The organism is Candidatus Baltobacteraceae bacterium (genome assembly GCA_035502855.1).
Lineage (GTDB): Bacteria > Vulcanimicrobiota > Vulcanimicrobiia > Vulcanimicrobiales > Vulcanimicrobiaceae > Aquilonibacter.
Map to the genome: position 1 here is coordinate 1 of DATJTX010000026.1, position 22,174 is coordinate 22,174.

Annotated in this window: 25 protein-coding genes; 15 read left to right on the forward strand and 10 right to left on the reverse strand. The window is 61.5% G+C overall.

The annotated features are described in order from the left end of the window. Positions 1-163 precede the first annotated feature (163 nt). Positions 164-778, forward strand: coding sequence for a hypothetical protein (locus VMF11_10795; protein ID HTU70792.1), 615 nt, complete (start codon positions 164-166; stop codon positions 776-778). Positions 779-833: 55 nt separating this feature from the next. Continuing rightward, positions 834-1,958 (forward strand): LCP family protein, encoded by a 1,125-nt coding sequence (locus VMF11_10800; protein HTU70793.1) that lies wholly within the window; start codon positions 834-836, stop codon positions 1,956-1,958. 35 nt (positions 1,959-1,993) lie between these two features. Here the strand turns inward: VMF11_10800 and VMF11_10805 are convergent, their stop codons facing one another. Continuing rightward, entirely contained in the window at positions 1,994-2,440 is a 447-nt protein-coding gene (locus VMF11_10805; GenBank protein ID HTU70794.1) for an ATP-binding protein, read from the reverse strand. A 60-nt stretch (positions 2,441-2,500) separates the two neighbouring features. On the opposite strand from VMF11_10805, the gene VMF11_10810 reads away from it, so the two are divergent. Further along, entirely contained in the window at positions 2,501-2,986 is a 486-nt protein-coding gene (locus VMF11_10810) for a peptidylprolyl isomerase (protein HTU70795.1), read from the forward strand. Here the strand turns inward: VMF11_10810 and VMF11_10815 are convergent, their stop codons facing one another. The 4 genes from VMF11_10815 to VMF11_10830 are packed head-to-tail and all read right to left on the reverse strand — an operon-like array spanning position 2,987 to position 8,460. Continuing rightward, complete coding sequence (locus VMF11_10815; GenBank protein ID HTU70796.1) at positions 2,987-4,993, reverse strand: hypothetical protein; 2,007 nt, start codon at positions 4,991-4,993, stop codon at positions 2,987-2,989. Next, positions 4,990-6,756, reverse strand: a complete 1,767-nt coding sequence (locus tag VMF11_10820) for a hypothetical protein (protein ID HTU70797.1) — start codon at positions 6,754-6,756, stop codon at positions 4,990-4,992. The genes VMF11_10815 and VMF11_10820 overlap by 4 nt, the downstream gene beginning before the upstream one ends. A 40-nt stretch (positions 6,757-6,796) precedes the next feature. Continuing rightward, positions 6,797-7,669, reverse strand: coding sequence for a serine hydrolase (locus tag VMF11_10825; GenBank protein HTU70798.1), 873 nt, complete (start codon positions 7,667-7,669; stop codon positions 6,797-6,799). Continuing rightward, positions 7,666-8,460, reverse strand: coding sequence for an ABC-2 family transporter protein (locus tag VMF11_10830; GenBank protein HTU70799.1), 795 nt, complete (start codon positions 8,458-8,460; stop codon positions 7,666-7,668). The genes VMF11_10825 and VMF11_10830 overlap by 4 nt, the downstream gene beginning before the upstream one ends. A gap of 222 nt (positions 8,461-8,682) precedes the next feature. Between VMF11_10830 and VMF11_10835 the strand changes: the two genes are divergently transcribed. After that, positions 8,683-9,405, forward strand: a complete 723-nt coding sequence (locus VMF11_10835; GenBank protein HTU70800.1) for a pirin family protein — start codon at positions 8,683-8,685, stop codon at positions 9,403-9,405. Between the two features lies 1 nt (position 9,406). Here the strand turns inward: VMF11_10835 and VMF11_10840 are convergent, their stop codons facing one another. From VMF11_10840 to VMF11_10850, 3 genes are all read right to left on the reverse strand, one after another. Next, on the reverse strand, positions 9,407-10,207 hold the full coding sequence (locus VMF11_10840) for an ABC-2 family transporter protein (GenBank protein HTU70801.1): 801 nt from the start codon (positions 10,205-10,207) through the stop codon (positions 9,407-9,409). A gap of 188 nt (positions 10,208-10,395) precedes the next feature. Next, positions 10,396-11,154, reverse strand: a complete 759-nt coding sequence (locus tag VMF11_10845; GenBank protein HTU70802.1) for a gamma carbonic anhydrase family protein — start codon at positions 11,152-11,154, stop codon at positions 10,396-10,398. After that, entirely contained in the window at positions 11,151-12,158 is a 1,008-nt protein-coding gene (locus VMF11_10850; protein HTU70803.1) for an ATP-binding cassette domain-containing protein, read from the reverse strand. The genes VMF11_10845 and VMF11_10850 overlap by 4 nt, the downstream gene beginning before the upstream one ends. A gap of 16 nt (positions 12,159-12,174) precedes the next feature. Here VMF11_10850 and VMF11_10855 point away from each other — a divergent pair, with 16 nt between their 5' ends. Beyond that, positions 12,175-12,780: a cytidylate kinase-like family protein gene (locus VMF11_10855; GenBank protein HTU70804.1), complete on the forward strand. Its 606-nt coding sequence runs from the start codon at positions 12,175-12,177 to the stop codon at positions 12,778-12,780. A gap of 158 nt (positions 12,781-12,938) precedes the next feature. Here the strand turns inward: VMF11_10855 and VMF11_10860 are convergent, their stop codons facing one another. Beyond that, complete coding sequence (locus VMF11_10860) at positions 12,939-13,193, reverse strand: hypothetical protein (protein HTU70805.1); 255 nt, start codon at positions 13,191-13,193, stop codon at positions 12,939-12,941. Between the two features lie 80 nt (positions 13,194-13,273). Here VMF11_10860 and VMF11_10865 point away from each other — a divergent pair, with 80 nt between their 5' ends. Next, the gene (locus VMF11_10865; GenBank protein ID HTU70806.1) at positions 13,274-14,065 is read left to right on the forward strand and encodes an alpha/beta hydrolase; all 792 of its coding nucleotides are present in this window, start codon (positions 13,274-13,276) and stop codon (positions 14,063-14,065) included. Here VMF11_10865 and VMF11_10870 read toward each other — a convergent pair. After that, positions 14,052-14,234, reverse strand: coding sequence for a hypothetical protein (locus VMF11_10870; protein HTU70807.1), 183 nt, complete (start codon positions 14,232-14,234; stop codon positions 14,052-14,054). The genes VMF11_10865 and VMF11_10870 overlap by 14 nt on opposite strands. 75 nt (positions 14,235-14,309) lie before the next feature. Between VMF11_10870 and VMF11_10875 the strand changes: the two genes are divergently transcribed. The 9 genes from VMF11_10875 (at position 14,310) to VMF11_10915 (ending at position 22,164) form a co-directional block, all read left to right on the forward strand. Next, positions 14,310-14,471 (forward strand): hypothetical protein, encoded by a 162-nt coding sequence (locus VMF11_10875; GenBank protein HTU70808.1) that lies wholly within the window; start codon positions 14,310-14,312, stop codon positions 14,469-14,471. Between the two features lie 10 nt (positions 14,472-14,481). After that, positions 14,482-15,246, forward strand: coding sequence for a hypothetical protein (locus VMF11_10880; protein ID HTU70809.1), 765 nt, complete (start codon positions 14,482-14,484; stop codon positions 15,244-15,246). A gap of 127 nt (positions 15,247-15,373) precedes the next feature. Beyond that, positions 15,374-16,393, forward strand: a complete 1,020-nt coding sequence (locus VMF11_10885; GenBank protein ID HTU70810.1) for an IS630 family transposase — start codon at positions 15,374-15,376, stop codon at positions 16,391-16,393. A gap of 107 nt (positions 16,394-16,500) precedes the next feature. Then, complete coding sequence (locus tag VMF11_10890) at positions 16,501-16,956, forward strand: hypothetical protein (GenBank protein ID HTU70811.1); 456 nt, start codon at positions 16,501-16,503, stop codon at positions 16,954-16,956. A 386-nt stretch (positions 16,957-17,342) separates the two neighbouring features. Continuing rightward, positions 17,343-18,155 carry a TOMM precursor leader peptide-binding protein gene (locus VMF11_10895; protein ID HTU70812.1) on the forward strand — a complete coding sequence of 271 codons (813 nt, stop codon included), beginning with the start codon at positions 17,343-17,345 and terminating at the stop codon, positions 18,153-18,155. A 46-nt stretch (positions 18,156-18,201) separates the two neighbouring features. Beyond that, on the forward strand, positions 18,202-19,602 hold the full coding sequence (locus tag VMF11_10900; protein HTU70813.1) for a YcaO-like family protein: 1,401 nt from the start codon (positions 18,202-18,204) through the stop codon (positions 19,600-19,602). A 138-nt stretch (positions 19,603-19,740) separates the two neighbouring features. Further along, the gene (locus VMF11_10905; protein ID HTU70814.1) at positions 19,741-20,430 is read left to right on the forward strand and encodes a SagB/ThcOx family dehydrogenase; all 690 of its coding nucleotides are present in this window, start codon (positions 19,741-19,743) and stop codon (positions 20,428-20,430) included. Between the two features lies 1 nt (position 20,431). Further along, positions 20,432-21,343 (forward strand): ABC transporter ATP-binding protein, encoded by a 912-nt coding sequence (locus VMF11_10910; protein ID HTU70815.1) that lies wholly within the window; start codon positions 20,432-20,434, stop codon positions 21,341-21,343. Beyond that, positions 21,343-22,164: an ABC transporter permease gene (locus VMF11_10915; protein HTU70816.1), complete on the forward strand. Its 822-nt coding sequence runs from the start codon at positions 21,343-21,345 to the stop codon at positions 22,162-22,164. Before VMF11_10910 ends, VMF11_10915 begins: the two co-directional genes overlap by 1 nt. Positions 22,165-22,174 lie beyond the last annotated feature (10 nt).

Consider the following 22,174-nt stretch of genomic DNA (forward strand, 5'->3'; position numbering starts at 1 on the left):
GCTGCGGGTTTTCGACCCATGCGGACGTCAACGCGGCGCTGGAGATCCGCCGGCGAGCGCAGTTGGCGCTCTCAAGACTCCCGGATACCGGTGCGGAGCCGGTTGCAGCGTAGGATGCGTTGCAAGGCAGTTACAACGAAATCTAACGGGGTACAAGGACCCCATGAAGCACTCGGCGATTCGGCTGTGGTTCGGCCTAGCGGTGGCGGTGATCGCCGCCGCGATCGCCGATCCGATCGTCGAGACGGTCTCGAACGCGGGCTGGTTCGGGCCGGGCAGCTTCACCGACCATTCGAATCTCGACGTGCTCCCGGCTTTACTCGCTGGCGCGGTTTTGGTCGGATGTTATCTCGTGCTGCGCGTGCGCCGCGCGCTTTTGCGTGCGTCGGGCGAGGCGCTGCGCGCCAACGTCGCACGTCTGCTTCCCTTCATCTTCCTCGCGCAGATGGGCGTGCTCTTCGCGATGGAGACGACCGAGCAGCTCGTCGTCTCCGGACATACCATGGGGGGCACGATCTGGCTCGGCGGCCCGATCTGGTTCAGCTTGACGGTGCACGCCGCGATGAGCATCCTGGTTGCCTACGCGCTGGCGCGCACCGCGTGCGCTTGCGCGCACACCACGCTGCGCGCCGTTCGTCATCTCCACGCGCTGGCGATCCGCGCCTTGCACGGACAGGCGCCGATCGCGCTGCGGCGGCGCGAGCGCACGGCGTTCGCTCGTCTCGCGCCGGTCCGCTGCCGCATCGGCAACCGCGCTCCTCCGTTCGCGTTCGCGTAAGACTCGCGTCCGTCTTGGACGCTTGCGAACCGTCTCGTAAGGAGTTTCTTCAATAATGTCGACAAGCATTCGCTGGAAGCGCGTCGCGCTCGTAGCAATAACCGGTATCGCCGCCGTTGTGGCCGGTTTCTTTCTCTTCGGCGATCGCGTGCGCCATGAAGTTGCGGTCACCGCTTCGCATAAAGCATTCGGAGCGAGCAAATTGAACGTGCTCCTGCTCGGCTATCAAGATGACGAAGGGACGACCGATACGATCATCTTGGCTCATCTCGACGTTGACCGGCGGACAGCGACGCTCGTCTCGATTCCGCGCGACACATGGGTTCCGATTCCCGGGCACGGTCACGACAAGATCAACGCCGCCTATGCGTTCGGCGGTCCGCACGCGAGCGCGCGGGCGGTGAGCGCGCTGCTCGGCGGTGTCCCGATCGACGCGATCGTGGCGCTGCAGCCCGACGGCGCGGCACAGATCGTCGATGCGATGGGCGGCCTGAACGTCGACGTTGACGAGACGATGAACTACGACGACAACTACGGCGATCTGCACATTCACTTGAAACAGGGTGAGCAGTATCTCACGGGTAGTCAGGTTGCGGGCTATTTGCGCTTCCGTCACGACGCTTCGTCCGATTACGGCCGCATGAAGCGTCAGCAGCAAGTGCTCAAGCTGATGCTGAACCAGCTCAGCCAGCCGCAAAATTGGGCGAAGCTGCCGCGCATCTTGGCGTTCGCGCGCAAAGACGTGAAGACGACGTTGAGCCAGGACCAGCTTCTCGCGCTCCTGGAGATCTATCGCGACGTCCCCGAAGACAACGTTCGTGCGTTCACGCTTCCCAGCAAGGCGGGCTGGGTCGGCGATGCGTCGGTCGTCTTCGCCGACGACCGGTGGGCGAAGCTGATCGGTAAGCTGCTCTTTACCAAGACCGACCCGCCGCAAGGTCAGATCGTCGTAGCGAACGCTACGGGCGACACCGACTTCGACAAGACGATCGTCGGCGCGCTGCGCGGCGGCGGCTGGAACGTCCGGACCGCGATCGATCAACCACCGAAATCGACCAGCATCGTGGTCGGCAGCTCGGCGGCGGCGCAGGCGCTCGCGGACGTCTTCTCAACCGGACTGCGGCCCGGAACCAACGCAACGCTGTTGCTCGGCTCGGATCTCGCGCCGCGGACCGAGTAGTTACCGTTCGCGCACCGCACGGCGTTCTCTGAGTTTTACGAGCCGATCCGATACTCTTGATGCAGCTCGATGCCGCTGCGGCGGAAACGGCTGAGGGTGACCGTCGTTCCGCGCCCGGGCATGCTCTCGACGTCGCACGAGTCCATGCACCGCTGCATGATCGGGATTCCGCGGCCGTGCTCGGTAAGTGCTTCGGGCAGCGGCGCGCGGCCAACCGGCGCATCCGGAAAACCGCGGCCATGGTCCTCGATGCGGGCCGAAATGAGGTGCGCGTCGATCTCGATCGTCACGTCGATGTCGGTCGAGCTTCCACCATGTTCGATGGCGTTCGCCAGGGCTTCGCCGACGGCAAAGATCGTCGCCTCCATGTCGGCTTTGGTGACTCCGTGGAGCGAGGAGAAGGTTGCTAGCGCGTCGCGGACGGTCCGTGCGTGGCGCGCATCGGGCGGAATCCGGACGTGCAGGCTGGGTCTCTCGGGCATTCGCAGAATTCTTACCGTAAAAGCGAAGGGCGCGAAACGGGTGTAGTGCAAGTGAGCGGCATGTCGATTGCTGCTCCTACCCCCGCTGAAGTAGAGACTTACTGCGAGCGCGCACGTAGCTCGCGCATACGTATCACGACGGAGAAGGGCGATATCGTGTTCACCTTCTTTCCCGATGACGCGCCGAACCACACAGCCGCCTTTATGAAATTGGCCGAGGCCGGGTTCTACAACGGTCTGGTTTTCCATCGAGTCGAGCCCGGATTTGTGATCCAAGGCGGTGACCCCGACGGCGACGGTACCGGCGGTCCTGGTTACCGCTTGAAAGCCGAGTTCAATACGCGTCCGCATCTGCGCGGCACCGTAGCGATGGCCCGCTCGTCCAGTCCCGACTCGGCCGGCTCGCAATTCTATGTTTGCCTTACCGACGCACGCTTTCTCGACAACAATTACACCGTGTTCGGGCAGATGACCGAGGGCTTCGAAACGCTCGATGCGATCAAACGCGGCGACGTGATGAAGAAGGTGACGGTGGAATCGCAGTAATCACGGAATCGCGTGCCCGATTTTTCCTACGTTGTACTCCGTAAACCACAAGCTGCCATCGGGTCCTACCGTTATTTCCTGCGGCCCCGCACCGCTCGTCGGTAACGGGAACTCCGTTACAGCGTGCGTGGTGAGCGAGATCTCGCCGAGCGCGTTCTTGCCCGCATCAAGGAACCACATCGCGCCGTCGACGCCCGCGGCGATGCCCTCGGGTACGGACCCTGCCGGCAGTGCGATCTGTGTGAGCGCATCCGTCGACGGATCGATCACGAGCACGAGCGGCGCGGTTCCGCCCGACGCCGTTACCCACACGTTGCCGTCCGTGCCGTACGCGATGTAGTTGGCATTATCGCCGTCCGGCACCGAGATCTGCGTCGTGAGCGTGTTGTTCGTGAGGCTGAAGTCGCCGACGTAACCGGTTTCGGCGAACCATGCGTCGCCGAGCGTGCCACCGGGGACCCATGTTACCTCCGAAGGCGTTCCCGACGGGGAGAACGGCAAGATCGTGAACTGACCGCCGGTATCGAGCGTCCAGACGCCGCCGCTGGTGTTGTCGGCGACCAGCATCAGACCGTTCGGTCCGGGCGCGATACCCTGCGGCGTTCCGGTGAACGGATAGCGTGCGATGATCCCGGTCGTCGTAACGCGATCGACGCCGCCGTTAGCTTGATCGGTAACCCAGAGCGCGCCGTCGGAGCCGGCCGTGATATCGAAGAGGTCGCCGCTGCTCACCTGATAGGTATATGCCAACGATGCGTTCGACGGATTGATGGCGTAGACGTTCGACGGCTGGTCGGTAAACCAGATGTTGCCGTCGGGTCCCTTGGCGATGCTGAAAGGGTGCGAGTAGCCCGTGTATTCGGTGATCGTCGTGCCGTTGATGCTCACACTCGCGCCGACCGGCGTGTTCGTTACGGGAAGCGCGAGCGCGACGTTGCCTGAATCGGTGATCGTTAGGGTGCATCCGCTTGCGCTCGATATGCTGCCGCCGCTCACCGGCAGTGTTGCCGATGCACCGCTGCCGCTGATCGAGCCGATCGTCGCGATGTTTGTACAGCCGGCAAGACTTGCCGTGTAGGTTCGCGTGCTGCCGGCTTCACCGAACCCGAGCTGTAGCGGTCCGACTCCGGTTCCGTTGAGCGAAACCGAGGTTACGGTGTTTCCGTTCACGTCAGCGATGAGCGGAGCGAGCGTCGAGGACTGCGAACTCACGCCGCTTGCGCTGAGCGTGATCGTGAAGGAGTACCCGGGCGCGCCGCCGCCGTCGTAGTCGACCGTTACGGAATCGGTCGATTTGGTTACCAGCACGCTGCTGCTCGGGCTGCCGCCGTCGAGCGAGACGCTCGCATGACCGCTGCCGCCGCTTTCGCTGATCGCGACGGTGATCGGATTCGCGTACGGATCGTTTTGACCGGCAGTGATCGGATTGTCGCCGAAATCGGTGGGCGCGATTACCAGACCCACGCTCTGCGGCTCACCGTCGGCGGGCAGCGACCCGGAGGGCAGCCTCGCTCCGAAGTTCGCGATCTCACCGCCGACGAACACCGGCACGCTGGTGGTCGAACCGGCGATGACGTCGACGTTCGCGGTTCCAACGCCGAGAATCGCCGCGCCGCTCGGGATCGCATTGTTCGCCGGCGCTTCGTTGTAAACGGTAACGGTGAAGACGTCGTTGCCGGTCGGAACGGTCACCGTCGTGGTGCAGGTTCGCGAGCTGCCGCTGCCGGAGCATGCGCTCGATGATGCCGAGAGATCGAGCGTTGCGTCCACGGTCGTTGCGCCTTGCGTGACCACGATGCCGGCACCCAGGGCCGATGCCGAAATGTACGCTGGATGCCGCGCGATGTCCGTCCCGCTATTCGCCGGCACGATCAGTGAGATCGCAACGATCTGCATCTTCGAATTCGATGGGCTTGCCGGCGCGCTCGGCGTGACGCTCCCGCCCCCGCCGCCGCCGCACGCAGCGAGCAGCAGTACGAGAAGCGGAGCAAAGCGCCGCGCGCTCATCGCTGCACCTGCACCAGCGTCGAAGTGTTGTCGAATACCATGTAGACGAGGCCGTTTGACGCTGCACCGATCGCACCGGCTTGCGATCCGAACGGGCCGTTGACGTCGGTTGCCATCACGAACGTGGCCGGGGAGACGTTCGTATCCATGCGGCCGATGCCGATCTGGCCGTAGAGCAAATAGTCGAACCACACGATACCGGGTTGTGCATTATCGGGCATCATGTACCAGGGTATCGCGCCGTCGGGGACCGGCACGATATTCACGATGCCGCTTGCATTCGCTTGAATGATCGCAGGGTTCGGTCCGTGATCGGTCACGTAGACGCCGTTGGCGTTCGCGAGCACGTCCCAAGGCTCGCCGCCGGCTTGTAACGGGTTGTTATTGCCGGGATACTCGATCAAACGATCGTTCACGTTATCGACGACCCAGACGTTCGACGAGGCGTCCACGGCGACGCCGGCCGCGGCGTTCACGCCGAGGAATACCGCATTCGGCGAGCCGGACGCCAGCGGGTAGTCCACCACCGAAGAGCCGCTCGTGTACCAGATCGAGGAATTGCCCGCGGCATACGCGATCGCCCCGCCGTTCGGCACCGGTGCCAAGGTCGAATTGGGTCCGGAGCCGATGGTGCTCGCGGGCGGAGCCGAGAACCTCTGCTCCTGATTGCCGGCGATCGCGTAGAACGTGCCGCCCGCGCTGACGATGCTGCCGAGGATCGGTGCGGTGGCGCTCGCCGCGTAATTGCTGACGCTTCCGCTCCCGCTGTAGTACGAGATGCCGCCGGAATTGAGCGGGGTCGTGTAATACACGCCGCCGTTGGTATCGAAGACGATCCCACCGTGATACGGATTGTTGACGCTCAAACTGCTGTCGGTAATCGATGTGAATGACGGGTAGATCGCTTGCAGCGCCGCGCCGGTCGTCGTGACGGGTGCGTACGACGAGCTCACGGAGATATTGCACGTGATGGTTCCGGACGTGCTCAATACGCCGTTGCCTGGAGCGTACACGTACTGCATGCCGGTCGGGCTCGGCGCGCTGATACTGCTCGGCGAGAATGACAACGCGCCGTTCAGATTGTTGTCGACGCCGAAGGTCAGCGTGATCGGATTGCCGTTCGGATCGACGAACCCGTTGCTCACGATCACGTCGTTGTCGGCATCGAGCGCGTAGACGCCGACCGTTCCGGTGGCCGGAATGATCTGATGAATCGCGGCCGGCGTGAGATCGAGCGACACGGATGCAAGGACGCCCGAGAGGGTCGCGCTGACGGATGAGGTCGTGCCCGCGGCGATCGCGACCGCGGGATCGATACCCCAACCCAATTGATTCGCGCCGGCGGGGATCGCGTTGCCGGTCGGTGGTTGGTCCCAGGTCGTGATGATGAAATCGTCATCGCCGATCGGGGCCGCGATGTTGAACGTGCACGTACGATTTCCGTACGCGTCGGAAGCAGCACAGGTCGAGCCGGCGGAGGCGGAGGTTTCGATGTTGGCGGCGGTTGTTGCCAGAGGCGTGCCCGTATCGTTGCCGGCGGTGTAGACGTTGACTTGTGCGCCGGCGGTGTTCTGCGCAACCGTGAAGATTCGGCGCAACCCCGCCGTGTGCGCGCTCGCGGCGCCCGGCACGTGCATCGTGATTGTCACCTGGGCCAGCGTCCTGGCCGGCGTTCCGGCGGTCTTCGGGAGCGCGTTCGAACCCCCGCCGCTACAATCGGATAGCAGCACGGCACTGAGGGCAAAGGCGACCCAGCGCAACATCGGACGAGCCCCTTCTAGGGACCGCGCGCGGCAACCTCGTCTAAAGATCCGTCCGGCCTACCAACCGGTATGACAGCGCCGCCAGCTCGTGGAAGGCGGGATAAACGGGCTCGAGGTCTTCGAGCCATTTACTGTAGACCGTCAAGATGTACGGCGAGTCCCCGAACGGTTCGACGATCGCGACGTCGCTGCGGCTTCCGTCGAGCGCTCCCGTCTTATGCGCGACCGGGACGCCGGGAGGGAGACCCACCGGGATTTTATTGTTGTCGGTCTGTCGCAGCATGATGTCGATCATCGCGCGGCAGTGCTCGGGTGAGACGATCGTCCGGATTTCTTCGCGCGAGCCGCGCGCAATGGCGTACAGCAGGCGCGCCATGTCGGACGGCGTGGTGACGTTGTCGTTGTGTTCCACGATCGCCGCAAAATCCAGGAAGTGCCGGGCCAGGCGGGTGCGGCTCATCCCGAGCCGCGCGCCGACCGCGTTGATTCGCGGCATCCCGAAGTAGCTGATGAGATAGTTGCTCGCGGTGTTGTCGCTGACCGTAATCATGGGCACCAGCAGCTCGTACACGGTAAACCTCGCCCCGTCGGGCTGTTCCGACATGAAATCGGACCCGCCGATCACGTCGGCGCTGTGGGTCGTGATGCGGTGCCGGAGCGTCCCCGGATGGCGTTCTTCCTCGACGAAGGCAGTCACCAAGATCAGCATCTTGATCGTCGAGGCGGCCGGAAAGACCTCATTCTCATTGAAGGCCAGGACCGGCGGGCCGGCGGCGAGCGTGCGGCAGTACACGCCCACGATGCCGGGCACGGCGCGCGCAATCGCCTCCACGCGGTCGTAGGCGGACGCCTTCGCGGCCGCCGGATAGGCGGCGAACGCGCCGGCGGCGAGCAAGAAATGGGCGCGCTTCACGATCCGGTTCCCTGGTATCGGTGCAGCCCTGCTTGCCAGAAAAGGTAGGCAAGCATGACCCACGCGACTCCGATCGCGGGCGTGAGCAGGCCCACCGCCGGATTGAGGTGCAGCCCGGTCTCGGCTTTCTGCAAAAAGTACGTCGCCGGGAAGTAGTTCATGAATGCGAACGGCAGCACGAAGGCGAGTACGAGTTGCACGCCGCGTGTGTAGATGCTGATCGGATAGCGCGTGAAGTCCTGTTCGAGCGACATCACGACCCAGCGCAACGTGTCGACGCGGATGAACCAGAACGAGATCGTCGCGACCGCGAGCGAGATGCCCAAATCGATGAGCGAGCCGCCGACGACGACCAGCGGTACAAAGAGCACGAAGATCCAATCCACGCGGACGTGCGCGGTTGCGGTCGCGAAGGCGAGCGTGACAATCGCAATAACGAGGCCGTCCGGCGAGAGTTGTGCGGGCACGGTTAGCACTTGGAAGAGCGTATCGAGTGGGCGTACCAGGAATCGGTCGAACCGGCCCTCACGCACGTAGTCGGGGACGGCGACGACGTTGAAGAACAGCGCGTTGTGTAATTCGTGACCGGTCATCCACAGCGCGTAGAGAAAGAACATCTGGCGAAAATCCCAACCGTTCATCGACGGGAACTGCCGCATCGTCACGTACAGCGCCGCCAATGCGACACCGTGATAGACGATCGTGAACACGAACCACATGATGAAGTTCGCGCGGTATTCCAGCATCGTGAGGAAGTTGACTCGCCAGTACTGGAGATAGGCTCCGGGCATCGATGACAGACTTTACCCGCGACGCAGGCGTCTCCCCGCGTCGAGCGGGCGGACGCTTGCGCGCGGTGAGTCTTTCGGCGGTGAGTCTTTCGAGAGAAGCCGAACTCAATCTTGACGGCCTGCTAGAGACCGCCGGGACGGGTTGCGGGTATCCTTGGATATCATCTCTTGCTAGGGCGTCTGCGCAACCTTTCGCGCAACGACCGGATTGAAGCTGGAACTATGAAGACCCTCACCGCCCCGGCGTTCACGATCCAGCGTTCGAAAGAGCGCGCGTATTTCGACCACGGGTGGCTGCAGACGTATCATTCATTCAGCTTTGCCGACTACTACGATCCCGACAACCAGAATTGGGGCGCACTGCGGGTGTTCAACGACGACACCGTCGCCGGCGGTGCAGGCTTTCCGACACATCCGCACCGCGACATGGAGATCGTCACCTACGTGCTCGAGGGAAAGCTCGCGCACAAGGACAGCATGGGGAATGAAGGCATCGTCGGCCCGGGCGGCGTGCAATTCATGAGCGCGGGAAACGGCGTGCGGCATTCCGAGTACAACGCCGATCCGAACGCCCCGCTGCATTTCGTGCAAATGTGGGTCGTGCCGGGAACGCTCGGCGGTGCGCCGGTGTACGGCCAGATGGATTTTACGCTCGCGGAGCGTCACAATCGCTGGCTGCGCGTCGTCAGCGGAGACCCGCTCGTGGAGGCGCCGATCGCGATAACCGCGGATGCGACGCTCGCGGTCTCGCGCGTGGACGACGCTACCGTCGTGTACGAGTTTGCCCCTCACCGCTACGGCTTTCTCTTCGTGGCCGACGGCAAGGTCGAGGCCAACGGCGAGCTCTTACAAAAGGGCGATGCCGTACGCTTGTTCGACGTTCCGCGTCTGGGCGCACGCGGCCACGGCGAGCTCATCCTCTGGGACGCCCCCGCCCTGGACTAGACTACCCACCCTGGACGACGACGCGGCGGGCGGCCGCGTTCCACACCGCCGCAGAGACGACGCTGAAGAGCACGAGCCAGGCGACTTGCACGCCGAGTGCGAGCGGCCATTGCGCGGGCGGAATCACGCCCACGTAGATCAAGAGCGGCGTCGAATACACGGCCGCGAACGGCAGCGCGAAGACGATTTGCCCGAAGACGCCCGGGAAGAACGTCAACGGGATGATCTGACCCGAGAGCAGATCGGAGACCCAGCGCACGATCAACTGGATTGCGAACGTTTCCAGCGTCCAAAATGCGGTCGAGTTCATCAGGAAATTGATGAAGAAGTTCACGCCGTAGCCCAGCAAGAACGAAAGCGCAAAGACAGCGAGCGTGGCCGGAGCGGGCACGTCGATATGGACCAGCAGCAGCGCGAAAAGCAGCGACGGAATCACCAGGACCGCGTGCAGGATCGTCTGGCCGACGCCGTCGGCGAAGAAGTAGAGCGGCACGCTGATCGGCTTCATCAAGTCGGTGGCGATCGTGCCCTCGCGGAGCTTCTCGCGAATCAGACGCGTGCCGTCGACTTCCAGAATCAGTGACATCAACAGTGCGATCGTGGCGTACGTGATCATGCTGTGCAGCGGCAGATTCAGCGGCATCGCGTTCTGCGCGTAGAGCGCCGTCCAGAGCGAGCGCAGGATGTACACGCGCAAGATCAGCGAGCCGACCTCGGTCAGCACCTCGAGCCGGTAAGTCGCCTCGCGCGCAAACGCCTTCTTGGCGAACTCCACGTACGGCTCGACATTCAATCCGCGCATCGAATCCAATCCAACCCTAGCGAAAGAAAAAACCTCAACGGTGATTTGGTTGGGCGTGTTTGGTTCCCGGGGCGTCTGAGAATCGGTCGAAGCCCGGAGGGCGAGAGACCGATTTCAGAGAGTAGCATTTTCACAAGGACGTGAAAATGCGGACGTCCCCGAAACCAAATACGCCCAACCAAAGAACATCACCGTTTGGGTTTTTTCTTGAGCGCCTCCTGGCGTTTCATCTCCATCTCCTGGAGTTCCAGCATCATCGCATCGACGACCGTGTCGACCTCGGTGGTCTGCTGCTTCGGCGGTTCCTCGCCCGCGCTGCGCCGCGCCGGCGCCTTGTTCGCGTGTGCGTCGAGTACGGCATCCTGCGCATGAGCTTTGCGCAGAAACTGCGCGTACGCTTGTGCGGCCTTGGCCCGGGCACCCTCGCCCGAATCGATGTTGAAGACGTTCTCGTAGAACTGCAGATCGCGCGCGGCCTCGGGCGCCTTCTCGGGCGGCACGATCTTGGCCGGATTGCCGTAAGCGATGTGCTGCATCGGCACGCTCGCGTTCTTGAGCAGGCGCGCATTGACGTGGACGATTCCGCCCAACGCGACGCCGCTGCCGTCCTCCATCACCGCGCCGTTGAAGACGCGGCTGCCGCTGGCGATGAAGCAGCCGCTTCCGATCGTGGCGCCGACGACGTAGGCGTGCGGTCCCACGATGCAGCGATCGCCGATCTTCACCGGAAACCGGGTCGCGCTTCCGCCGCTGGCTTTGATCACAGCGTTCTCCATCACCACGCAATCGGCGCCGAGCGTCAACGGCGCGCCTTCGGCCACGATCACGGCGCCGTGCAAGATCGCACAGCCCTGACCGACCGTCACCTCGCCGCTGATCGTGGCGCTTGGCGCGATGTAGGCGCTCGGATGGATCTTGGGTTTTTTCGTTCCGCTCGAGAGAATCATCGTATGCTCTCCGCCGCGCGCGCATCGTATCCTTCGACGTAGATGCGGCGAATGATCGATTCGAGGTCTGGTTCCTCGATCGAGACGTCCTCGAGGCTGTAGCGCTCGCTCGCCTGACGGATCAGCAGATCCGCCCGTTCCAGATTTCGGTCGAAACGAAAGCGGGCCGTCCGGCCGTCGCTGCTTTCGAGCTCGGCGCCCGCCAGCTGCGGCGAGGACACCGCGCGATCGAAACGCACCACCAGCGTGCGGAAGCGGCCGTACTCGCCCTTGATCCGTTCGACGTCGCCGTCATAGATCACGGTGCCTCGATCGATCAGCACGATCCGGCGGCACAAGCGTTCGACGTCGGCCAAGTCGTGCGTGGTGAGGATGATCGTCGTGCCGCGCTCGGCGTTGATGCGAGCGATGAACTCGCGGATCGCCTCTTTGGCAACGACGTCCAAGCCGATCGTCGGCTCGTCGAGGTAGACGATCGTGGGATCGTGGAGAAGTGCGGCCGCAAAATCGCCGCACATACGTTGACCCAGCGAGAGCTGACGCACGGGCGTGCGTAGAAACTCATCCATCTGCAGAATCCGGACGAATTCGTCGAGATTGCGCCGATAGATCGTGGGCGGAATACTGTAGATCGCGCGCAGCAGCTCGAACGACTCGATCAGCGGCAAGTCCCAATAGAGCTGACTGCGCTGGCCGAAGACGACGCCGATGTTTCGCGCGTTCGCCCGGCGCGACTGATACGGCACGATCCCGGCGACCCGCACCTCGCCTGCGGTCGGTACGAGGATCCCGGTGAGCATCTTGATCGTGGTCGACTTGCCGGCGCCGTTCGGTCCGATGTAGCCGACCAGCTCGCCCGGCTCGAGCGACATCGTCACCCCGCCCACCGCGACGCGCTCGTCGTAGGCGCGCGAGAAGAGCGTGCGCAGCGCTCCCAACGGCCCGGGAACGCGCTTGACCGCGCGGAAGACCTTGCGCAGGTCGCGGGTTTCGATGATCGGCATCGCGTAGTTCTTCGGCGTGATCCTGACGATCTCCAACCAATACGGAAGCGGAGCGGTTGCCATCGCGCAGCGCGTGGCGGCGGAGCTGGGCTACGAGTTCGTCGACCGCCAACTCCCGGTGGTGGTCGCGAAACGGATGCACATCTCGGACGCGCAGGCGCAGGCTGCCGACGAGACGGGCCGGTCACTCGGGGCGCGGCTGCTCTCGAGCCTCGAACTCGCGACGCCCGAGGTCGCGGTGACCAGTTTTGGTGAGACCTTCGACGAGGAGTACGTGCGGGAGGTGCAGGAGGCGGTGCGGGAGTTCGCCGCGCACGGCAACGTCGTCATCGTCGGACGCGGGGCCGGCGCGATTCTCGGACGACGGCCGGACGTGTTGCGGGTATTCATCTACGCGCCGCGTGACTGGCGGATCGAGCGCGTCATCGCCGAGCTCGGTTTCGACCGGAAAGCCGCCGCCGCCGAAATCGACCGCATCGATCGCGCACGCCGCGCGCACCTGCGGGATTGGTACAACGTCGAGATCGGATCGCCCGCGGTCGTGGATCTCGCGATCGACAGCGCGACCGTCGGGCTCGAGGGCAGCGCCGCAGTCATCATCGCTGCCGTGCAGGCGCGCTAAGGGTTTTTATGCGGGGAGCGGTTTCAGGCTAGGCGACAAGGAGCGACGTGTGCAATGGCACACGAGCTCCGTGTCAACGACGCCTGAAGCTGTTCCCCCGCATAAAAAAAGCGAGTCGCGGTTGCGACTCGCATATAGCCATAAAAAGAGCCGAGAAGTTAGGCTGCGGGTGCAGCTTTCTTCCGGCGCGATTTGCGGCGGGTGGTCTTGCGAGCGGACGCCTTACGAGCGGCCTTCTTGCGGCTGGCCTTCTTGCGGGAAGTCTTCTTACGCGAAGCCTTCTTGCGAGTAGCCTTCTTGCGAGTGGTCTTCTTGCGGCCCGCGGCCTTCTTACGGGAGGCCTTCTTGCGAGTCGCTTTGCGCTTCGGCGCAGCCTTCTTCGCAGCCGCTTTTCTCTTGCGTTTGACTGCCATGTGCGTGGAGTCATCCTTTCTCCGGCTACACAGTTGTAGCCAGGGGTAGTTGCCTACCTTATACAGTATTCTCGGCTGCAATGCAAGTTTTGTGTAGTGACGCGCGTATCGAGGTCGACGTTGCGGGTGATGGTGATGCAGTCGTCCTCATCCATGGCTTTCCACTCTCACGCGAGATCTGGCAGGCGCAGGCGCGCGCGCTTTCGCAGCACATGCGCGTCATCGCACTCGACCTGCGCGGCATGGGCGCGTCGACGGTAACCGACGGACCGTACTTGATGGAGTCGCTCGCGGGCGACGTCGCGGCGGTGCTCGACACGCTTGCGATCGAGCACGCGTCGCTCGTCGGTCATTCGCTCGGAGGTTACGTCGCACTCGCTTTCGCGCGCATGTACGCGGAACGTCTCGATCGTCTCGCGCTGGTCTGCTCGCGCATCGCCGCAGATGATTCTGCGCGCGCGGCACATCGTCACGATCTTGCCGACGACGCCGTTCGCACGGGATCGACGCAACGCATCGTGCGCGAATTCCGCGATGCCGCGCTGAGCGAAAAAACGCGTGACGATCGACCGGAAATCGTCGAAAAATTCAATAAAATCGCGGAAAAACACGACGTACACGGATTAGCGGCGATGTTGCGCGGGATGGCGCTGCGCGACGGGGCCGAGGACATCGCCGGCGACCTGCTGATGCCCGTGCTGGTGGTCGCCGGAGCGCAGGACACGATCGTCCCCGCACCCGAGGCCGAGGCGGCGGCTCGAGCCTTCCCGGACGGGCGGTTGGTCGTATTGCCCGGCACCGGACACGTGCCGATGCTGGAGTCGCCCGAGGCGCTGACTGCTTGCTTGCTCGCCTGGTTTAGCGACGGCTGACGGGGAGGCCCGACCGGCGCCGGACCATGTTATAGAGGAAGAGAGCGACGACGATCACGGCGGCGATCACCGCGGCCACCACGATGAGGTGCAGGGCCCAGCCCAGCAGCGCGATCGCCACCAGGACGGCGGCGATGATCAGGGTCAGTCGGATGAAGGTGTTCAGCATCGGTGGTTCCCATCTCCGTGGTAGAAGGCTCTTCCAAAACTACCGATACCCAGGTGGAGAGGTTTCACGCTACGTATGGACATCGGCACGGTAACGGCCCCCCTGACCGACGGGTCGGCGACGACCGGCAGCGTCTCGCTCTCGGTCCTGAAGACCGTCGAGGATCTCCAGGCGACGATTTCGGCGGAACTCTTCCAGTCGCTCGGTGTGGGCACGCAAATCGATCGGTACGCTTAGGGAGCAGGTCATGAAAATTGCTATTTCTTGCGCCGCGCTTGCGTTGGCGGTGAGTTTATGTGCTCCGGCGGCGGCGCAGACCAGTGCGGCGCCGCAGCGCCATCTCGTCTACTCCTTTACCTACGGCGCTACGACGGACGTCACGATCCATGACTCGGGATTCAATAACAACGGCACGAACGCGGCCGGCGGCGGAAACGGGATGGAGGACTACACCGATCGCGCCGGCGACACCGGGACGATCACGGTAGACGTAATGCGCGAAGAGCAGGACACCGGCCTCGTGCTCACCGTTTCCGAGACAGGTAGCAATCCGGCGCGCAGTGCCAAACCCGCCACCTGCGTGGTCTACGGGACGGGCAGCGTCATATGCGATCCGAACGCAACCGTCAACCCCGAGGAGTATAGCGTCATTCGGCTGCTCGGCGCGCACTTCGTCAACCCGTCGCTGCTCGATTCGAAGCTGCACTGGCAAATCTCGAGCCAAGGCCCGCAGTTCAGCGCCACGAGCGATTACACGATCGTCAAGAACGACGGCGGGCTCATGCAGATCGACGAGAGCCGCAAGCTGACCTATCAAGGTTCGCGCACCGGCAGCGCCGATGTCACCAACACGATCGGTTACGATTTCAACCGGCAGATTCCGACCTCGCTCGACGAGATCACCAGCGATCACGGTGCGCATCCCGGTCCGAACGAGATCGACACGACGGTGACGGTGGACGCGAAGCTGATCACCGATTCCATGGCGTCGGCGACGGCGACGACGCACTAAGCGATAGAAGGGTTTCTCTTTAGTGTAGTGTCGAATAAATTGCTTGAATAATACCGCGCGTCGCGGTAGAATGACTCATGGGTCGTCCTCTTCGTGATCTAAACATGACGGATGCAGGCGCGCGACGTTGCAGAGCTGGGCGCGTCGGCCGAAGACATCGCAACGCCTGGCGCACCGAGCGCGAATCTTGCTGCAGTGCGATCGTGGTTTGCCGAATGACGTTGTCGCCGAACGCGTCGGGACGAGCAAACAGGCAGTATGCAAGTGGCGAGAGCGCTTTCGCCTCGATCGCCTCCAAGGGCTGAGCGACGCTTCTCGCTCGGGCCCTCCGCGCCAAATCACCGATGACCGGGTCGATGAGGTCGTCCGGAAAACGCTCACGGCTCGCCCGAAGGGTGCGACGCATTGGAGCGTGCGCGAGATGGCCGCGGAGACTGGCCTTTCCCGCGCCGCGATTCATCGAATTTGGCAGACGTTCGGGCTGCAGCCGTATCGCGTCGAAACGTTCAAGCTTTCTACGGATCCGCTCTTCGTAGAGAAAGTTCGCGACGTTGTTGGGTTGTACATGGCGCCGCCTGAACGCGCGATCGTTCTGTGCGTCGACGAGAAATCACAAGTGCAGGCGCCGGACCGAACGGAGCCGATCTTTCCGATGCGACCCGGCGTTCCCGAACGGCAGACGCATGACTACACGCGACACGGCGTGACATCGTTATTTGCCGCGCTCAATGTCGCGACCGGAAAGATCATCGGGGCTTGTCATCGCCGTCACCGGCATCAAGAGTTTCTGCGATTTTTGAGGCGCATCGATGCGGAAGTTCCCAAAGCGCTGACCGTGCATCTCGTACTCGATAACTACGGAACCCATAAGACGCCGGCGGTTCGTCGCTGGTTTGCCGCACATCCGCGTTTTGAACTCCATTTCACACCGGCGAGCGCCAGTTGGCTCAACCAAGTCGAGCGATTCTTCGGGGAGATCACGCGACGCCGAATTCGCCGTGGAACATTCACGAGCATCGCCGCACTTGAACGAGCCATCATGGAATATCTCAACGCTCACAACGCCAAAGCCAAGCCATTTGCCTGGACAGCGACCGCCGACAAAATCTTCGACAAAATCACTTATGGTTATTCGCGCAACTCGTGAGACACTACACTAGCAGGCTGCGGAAAAGCGAATGAAAGAAGAGGATCGTCTTGCCAGCCAGCGGTTTTAGAGGATGGCTTGCATCGGGAAGTGAGGCATCGCGGTGCTTGCAGGGGCGTTTCGATACTGCATATCATGTCTCATGTCGCCATCGCTTGAAGATTTCGCATGCGAACTATGTTGTAAACCGCCGCAGTAAACGTAAATTACCATCGAACGCGATCGAGTCCTCGGAATTTTGTCTTGCGCATCGGCCCGATGGTTTTCATCCGTCAGAAGCCCTCTTCGATTTGCTTTCGAATCCGTTGGCTGATGGCCCTACCCAGCATGACGCGTTGTACGTGCGTTTAGTGAAGTGCAAAATCAAAGTCCAGAGAAGGAGCGAAATCCCAGTACTGGCGGCACCAAATAATGTACATCGACAAAAAGTGGTGGTGGTTGTACCGGTTGTACCGATGGTTCGTATGCAAATGTGGGCTTTTTTAACCAAGGAGCGTCGCTGGTTCCTAAAGAAGCCGGCCGTTGCGAACGGGGCGGCGCTATCCCCCGGACAGCATTTCTAACTCAAAGCTGACCGAGAGGTAATCATTATGGATATCGAGGTCTATGATGCGGTGGACAGTAGCCCTGCAGATGCAGGTAGTGTCGTCGCAGATGTAACCGCGTGTTGCTGCATCATCACGAGCTCGAGCTGCGATTGCAGTTCGTGCTCTGAAGCATAACGTCCGACGTTAGCAAAGGGGGGCGGCAGTACTGCAGACTGTTGACTCCCCAGCCTCAATCGACTTTCCAATATCGCGGTCTTATACGTCTTGGCGTGTCGCCAGACGTCTAGCTGTACCTTGCTCGTGTCCATTATGTTTGCACGGGAGGACCCATGTCGGTTACGCATTCCGAAACGTATCGGTTATTGTCTGGCGTCTCCGTTCAATCCATCGGTAGTGATGAGGTGTTCATCACCGGCGCTGGGCGGATCACTGCGGTCAACGGCCCGTCCTCCGCAATTGCGTCATTCATTCGCACGTTCCAAGACGAAGCGGGAAGCAATTTCGAGGATGCATTCCGCTCCCTCGAAGATCTCGAAGGCACTAAGACGAGCCGCGAACAATTCAAAAAGCTCTTCGACTCGCTGGTGGGAAGTTCGCTGCTGAAGCCGAACGTTGCGGTCCCGAAGACATTCCGTAGAGCGATCGTTGTCTCGCGTTTCGATCTCGAACTCACCGAGAATCATATCGAACGGAGTTCTGCGGAAGTGCTCTGCACGCACGTACTCGGCCGTCACCAAGATGGCGCGACGTTGTCGTCTTTCATCGACGGCGCTACTCAGAGCGACGTCGTTCTCGCGGTGGGATTGCACGAACACGAGTTCTACGCGCTGAATCGCCGGCTCGCGCCATCGTCGATTCCGTGGGTATTCATAGAATGCTCCACGCGGAAAGCGGTCGTGAGCCCGATTCTGCGGGCTGGGCGTTTCGCTTGTTACGAATGCCTGCGTCTTCGGCGACTCGGAACGTTGCGCGACATAATGCAGAACTCGATTCTGGAGGAACGCGTAAGCCGCGGACTCACGCCCGAAGTTTCCGCGCTTCGCGAGCTCACCACTCCAGAACGGGAGATGATCCGGGCGTTGCTGTTGCGTCGGCTCTACACATCGGAAGTTGCGATGGAGGATGCGTTTCTGTTCGCCGATTTCTCGAACGGTACGGTTTCTGCTATCCCCTGCGCTCATATCCCCGAGTGCGCCGTCTGCTCCTCAAGCTAAGATTGGACGCGATTTATCTATGCCGTCAGGGAGTACGTTTGCTCAATTGGTCGATCCGGAGGCCGGCATCATCTTACGCGCGTCGCTCAGCCGCAAGCCGCTTTGGTTCTCCGACATAAAATTCGCGTCAGCCTTCAGCAACCAGTGGCCGGGTCTGGTGGCGGCTCTCAGGGAAGAGCGTGCACGCCCGACCGAACGATCAAGAGAAGCTCGTTCAGCGTTCTGGAAGCCTTCGTCGGTTTCGGTCGGCGTCGGCTACGATACCGACTCGGCTCTGATCCGCGCGATAGCTGAAGGCGTCGAACGGTTCTGCGCTCAGATCATAGATCGGAAACGCCATGTATTTCGCGATGCATCGTACGCGGAAATGGCTGCCGAGGGACTCGTGCTTCCGATTGAAGACTATCAGGTACTTACGGACGAGCAGATAACAACGCAAGCGCGTCTGGAGCCTGAAACCGGCAAGGTTCCTGTCCGAAAGCTTACTCCGGACGACCAGATGACGTGGGTTCTCGTGCGTGAGTTGACCGAGAACAAGCCGGCGTATGTTCCGATCCTGAACGCTTTTCTCGGTGTTCGTCCGCCGCGCCACCATGATCGGATCATCGAGCAGATCAGTACGGGCACGGCGTGTCACGGAACGTGGGAAGCCGCGGTATTGAGCGGGTTGTGCGAAGTGATCGAACGTGACGCGTTTGTAGGCATGTGGCTACGTCGTCTCTCACCGCCACGCGTGTCGCTGGAATCGCTGCGCTCCGCGAGCGCCGTCCTCGATCGCATGGTCGGCGAATTTTCCCGCACGACGATAAAGCTCCACGTCAACGACCTCACCGCCAATTTCGGTGTGCCCACCTTCGTCGCTACGGCGACCCATGATAGGCCGCCATATGCCGTCGTCGGCGCGGGAACTCATCCGGACGCCGCCATCGCTGCGGAAAAAGCGATCTACGAAGTTCTCATGGCTGTTGCGGGCTACGTCGAGTCCACGTATCTGAGCGAGAATTGGGATTTCTGGAAGGTATTGCCAGAGGGCAAGATCCTCTCGGATCATGAGATCTCGCACATGAAAGACCACTCGGAGCTATACGTGAAGAACGACTTGCGGTCGCGCTTGGACTTCTATCTGACGGCTCCCGAAGTGGAATTCCGAGGGCAGACGTATCTCGGAGATCGGCATGGCGGCGATCCCGGCGCGATGCTCGATTTTCTGATCGCCACGATGCGGAATGCTGGATATCCAGTATTCGTCAACGACCTTACGATTGACGAAGTCGATCGTCTCGGCTTGAAGGTGGTCAAGGTGTTCGTGCCGCGGCTTCTCCCTCTGTATTGCAGAGAGGCGAACAAACCGCTTGGGTGTGCTCGGCTTTGGCAATACGAGCGGATCTTCCCTCAGCTACATGTGTTCGACGAGCCGCTGAATCCCTGGGCGCATCCATTTCCGTAAGGGTGAATCAGAAGTATGCTGCTAGACAATACCGACGATTTTTCGACGCTGCTAAAGAACTCCGGTGTTCCCGAGGATCTTGGGCAGCTGTATTTTGCGCATCTCGACGTGCGGCCGCGACTTGATTCCGGGAAGCCGTTGCATCCGGCGATTATGCGCTACTTCAAGAAGCCGAACCGCGCGTTCATCGCCACGCGAGAGTTTCCGTTACCGGAACTGGACGCCGATGCCGGCGGGCGTTCGTTCGCGGACGTTGTCCATAGGCGCCGAAGCTTTCATGACTTCACCGGTGCGCCGATGTCGCTGCAGGAACTGTCGACGCTGTTGAAGCTGGGCATGGGCGAGACGGGCGCTCTGCACAACGGTCAGGCGCGACGCGCATATGCATCTGGTGGCGCGATGTTCATAAACGACCTCTATATTATGGTCCGCAGCGTCGATGGTTTACCGCCCGGCCTTTATCATTTCAACGTCCAGCGTCACTTTCTTGAACTAGTCAGCGAGGGCGCACTGGATCTGAACGATTATTTCTATGATCAGTCTCGGCAGGGCGGCGTCGAGCGAGCCTCGCTCGAGAACTGCGCAGCTGCGCTCGTAATGGTCGCGTTCTTGCGAAAGGCCGGCTATAAATACGGCGAGCGTGCGTGGAAACTCGCGCTTCTCGAGGCCGGGCATATCGGTCAAAATTTCTACTTGGCGACTGCTGCCCTCGACGACGTCGGCATCAACTCGGTCGGCGGCTGCAAGGAGCTTGAGCTCCGCGGTCTGCTCCCAATCGATGCCCGATCGGAAGCCATCCTGTACGCGCAGATCGTCGGAAAGGCCTGACGTGTCTGACGCCGCGATATCCGTAGAAAAGGTGAGCAAATCGTACGGCTCTATCAATGCGCTGAAGGACGTGTCGTTCTCCGTTCCGCGCGGCTCAGTGTGCGCGCTGCTCGGTCCTAATGGGGCGGGAAAGACGACGCTAGTCGAAATCATCGAGGGCTTGCGCAAGCCCGACGCTGGCGGCGTAGTCGTCGAAGGCCTGGATCCCTGGCGGGACGCGCGGAAGCTCAAAAACATTCTCGGCGTCCAACTTCAGGGTGCCGCAATGCATGACCAGCTGACCGTTCGCGAGGCACTTGAGCTCTTTTCGTCGTTCTACGCGAAGAGCGCAAGTACGAGTTACCTACTCGATATGTTCGAGCTAGCGGAATGCAAGAACACGCTCTTTCGCCATTTGTCAGGCGGTCAAAAGCAGCGGACGAGCCTGGCACTCGCGCTCGTCGGATCGCCGTCGATCATCATCTGCGACGAGCCGACGGTCGGGTTGGACCCCACGATCCGCGAGGAACTGCACCACACTTTGCTGCGCTTGAAGGCCAACGGGTGTACAATTCTTCTTACGACGCATTACATCGAGGAAGCGGAGAAGCTTGCGGACATCGTCGGCTTCATTACACAGGGAACGATGGTCGCATTCGGTCGGCCCGCGGAGTTGATCGCCGCTCACGCCAGAGACAAGCAGGTCGTCGTGAGTTTCGAGCATGCCGTGCACGTAGACGCCTTGAAGCATATATCCGACGTCGACAGCCTGCGCGTGCTGAATGACAAGCGCTTTTCGTTCAGCACGAAGAACCCGGCGGCTGTCATCAGCTCCCTCGCTAAAGAGCACGCGTATCCGGCGCTTGCCGAAACCTCCATCGTCGATCCGAGCCTCGAGGATGTCTATTTCTCACTCAACGGAGGGCGTACCTGATGCGCGCCATTCTCGCCATGACGAAGACTTATCTGCTTCTCGCAGTCCGAATTCGTACTGCCTTCATGTTCTCGTTCGTGTATCCATTCGCGTATCTCGTGCTCTACCTCACGGCCTTCGGTTCGCATGTTCCAGCCGCTCAACTGATCGGACCGCTTTTGGCATTTACGGTGCTCAGTCGGGCGCTGTTCGGAATCGGGACGCAGTTTTCTATGATGCGCGAGCGCGAGATACTGAAGCGCTATTGGTTGGCTCCCATTACACCATTCCAAATTCTCATCAGCCGCCTCATCGGGAACTACCTACTGCTGATGATCGTCCTTGTTGCGCAGATTGCCATCGCGATGATCATCTTTCGGCTGCCCTTACTCGCGTCCCCGGTCGAACTGTTCGTTTTTCTCTCCATCGGCGTAATCGGCGTCTGCGCGATTGGGCTACTGGTTCCGAGCGTCGCGAACACGACGCAGGAGGGGCAAATCATGAATCAGTGCTTGTTCTTCCTGTGCCTTTTGCTGTCTGGATCGGTCTTGCCCTTTCTCGCGCTGCCCACATGGGTTCGAGAGGGCGCGATGACCGCGCCGCCGGCCGTCTTGACGCTTGGTCTCAGTCGGCTTTTCTCGGGACACCCGCCGGCGAACGCCATGCTTTCTCTGGGTTTGGATCTCGTCGTCTGCGCGGTGACGTGCGTTGCGATCGCGGCCGCGCTGTTCCGTTGGGATCGCAATCAGGTTGTAACGACACCGCAGCGGGCGTATGCGGCGGTTTCGCTGCTTCCGTTGCTAGCGTTCTCCGTTGCTCTTGCTTACTTCAAAGTCATATAAGAGGATTCAA

Coding starts and splice junctions, on each gene's coding strand:
- VMF11_10795 (HTU70792.1), top strand. CDS start 164: ATGAAGCACTCGGCGATTCGGCTGTGGTTCGGCCTAGCGGTGGCGGTG.
- VMF11_10800 (HTU70793.1), top strand. CDS start 834: ATGTCGACAAGCATTCGCTGGAAGCGCGTCGCGCTCGTAGCAATAACC.
- VMF11_10805 (HTU70794.1), bottom strand. CDS start 2,440: ATGCCCGAGAGACCCAGCCTGCACGTCCGGATTCCGCCCGATGCGCGC.
- VMF11_10810 (HTU70795.1), top strand. CDS start 2,501: ATGTCGATTGCTGCTCCTACCCCCGCTGAAGTAGAGACTTACTGCGAG.
- VMF11_10815 (HTU70796.1), bottom strand. CDS start 4,993: ATGAGCGCGCGGCGCTTTGCTCCGCTTCTCGTACTGCTGCTCGCTGCG.
- VMF11_10820 (HTU70797.1), bottom strand. CDS start 6,756: ATGTTGCGCTGGGTCGCCTTTGCCCTCAGTGCCGTGCTGCTATCCGAT.
- VMF11_10830 (HTU70799.1), bottom strand. CDS start 8,460: ATGCCCGGAGCCTATCTCCAGTACTGGCGAGTCAACTTCCTCACGATG.
- VMF11_10835 (HTU70800.1), top strand. CDS start 8,683: ATGAAGACCCTCACCGCCCCGGCGTTCACGATCCAGCGTTCGAAAGAG.
- VMF11_10840 (HTU70801.1), bottom strand. CDS start 10,207: ATGCGCGGATTGAATGTCGAGCCGTACGTGGAGTTCGCCAAGAAGGCG.
- VMF11_10845 (HTU70802.1), bottom strand. CDS start 11,154: ATGATTCTCTCGAGCGGAACGAAAAAACCCAAGATCCATCCGAGCGCC.
- VMF11_10850 (HTU70803.1), bottom strand. CDS start 12,158: ATGCCGATCATCGAAACCCGCGACCTGCGCAAGGTCTTCCGCGCGGTC.
- VMF11_10860 (HTU70805.1), bottom strand. CDS start 13,193: ATGGCAGTCAAACGCAAGAGAAAAGCGGCTGCGAAGAAGGCTGCGCCG.
- VMF11_10865 (HTU70806.1), top strand. CDS start 13,274: ATGCAAGTTTTGTGTAGTGACGCGCGTATCGAGGTCGACGTTGCGGGT.
- VMF11_10870 (HTU70807.1), bottom strand. CDS start 14,234: ATGCTGAACACCTTCATCCGACTGACCCTGATCATCGCCGCCGTCCTG.
- VMF11_10875 (HTU70808.1), top strand. CDS start 14,310: ATGGACATCGGCACGGTAACGGCCCCCCTGACCGACGGGTCGGCGACG.
- VMF11_10880 (HTU70809.1), top strand. CDS start 14,482: ATGAAAATTGCTATTTCTTGCGCCGCGCTTGCGTTGGCGGTGAGTTTA.
- VMF11_10915 (HTU70816.1), top strand. CDS start 21,343: ATGCGCGCCATTCTCGCCATGACGAAGACTTATCTGCTTCTCGCAGTC.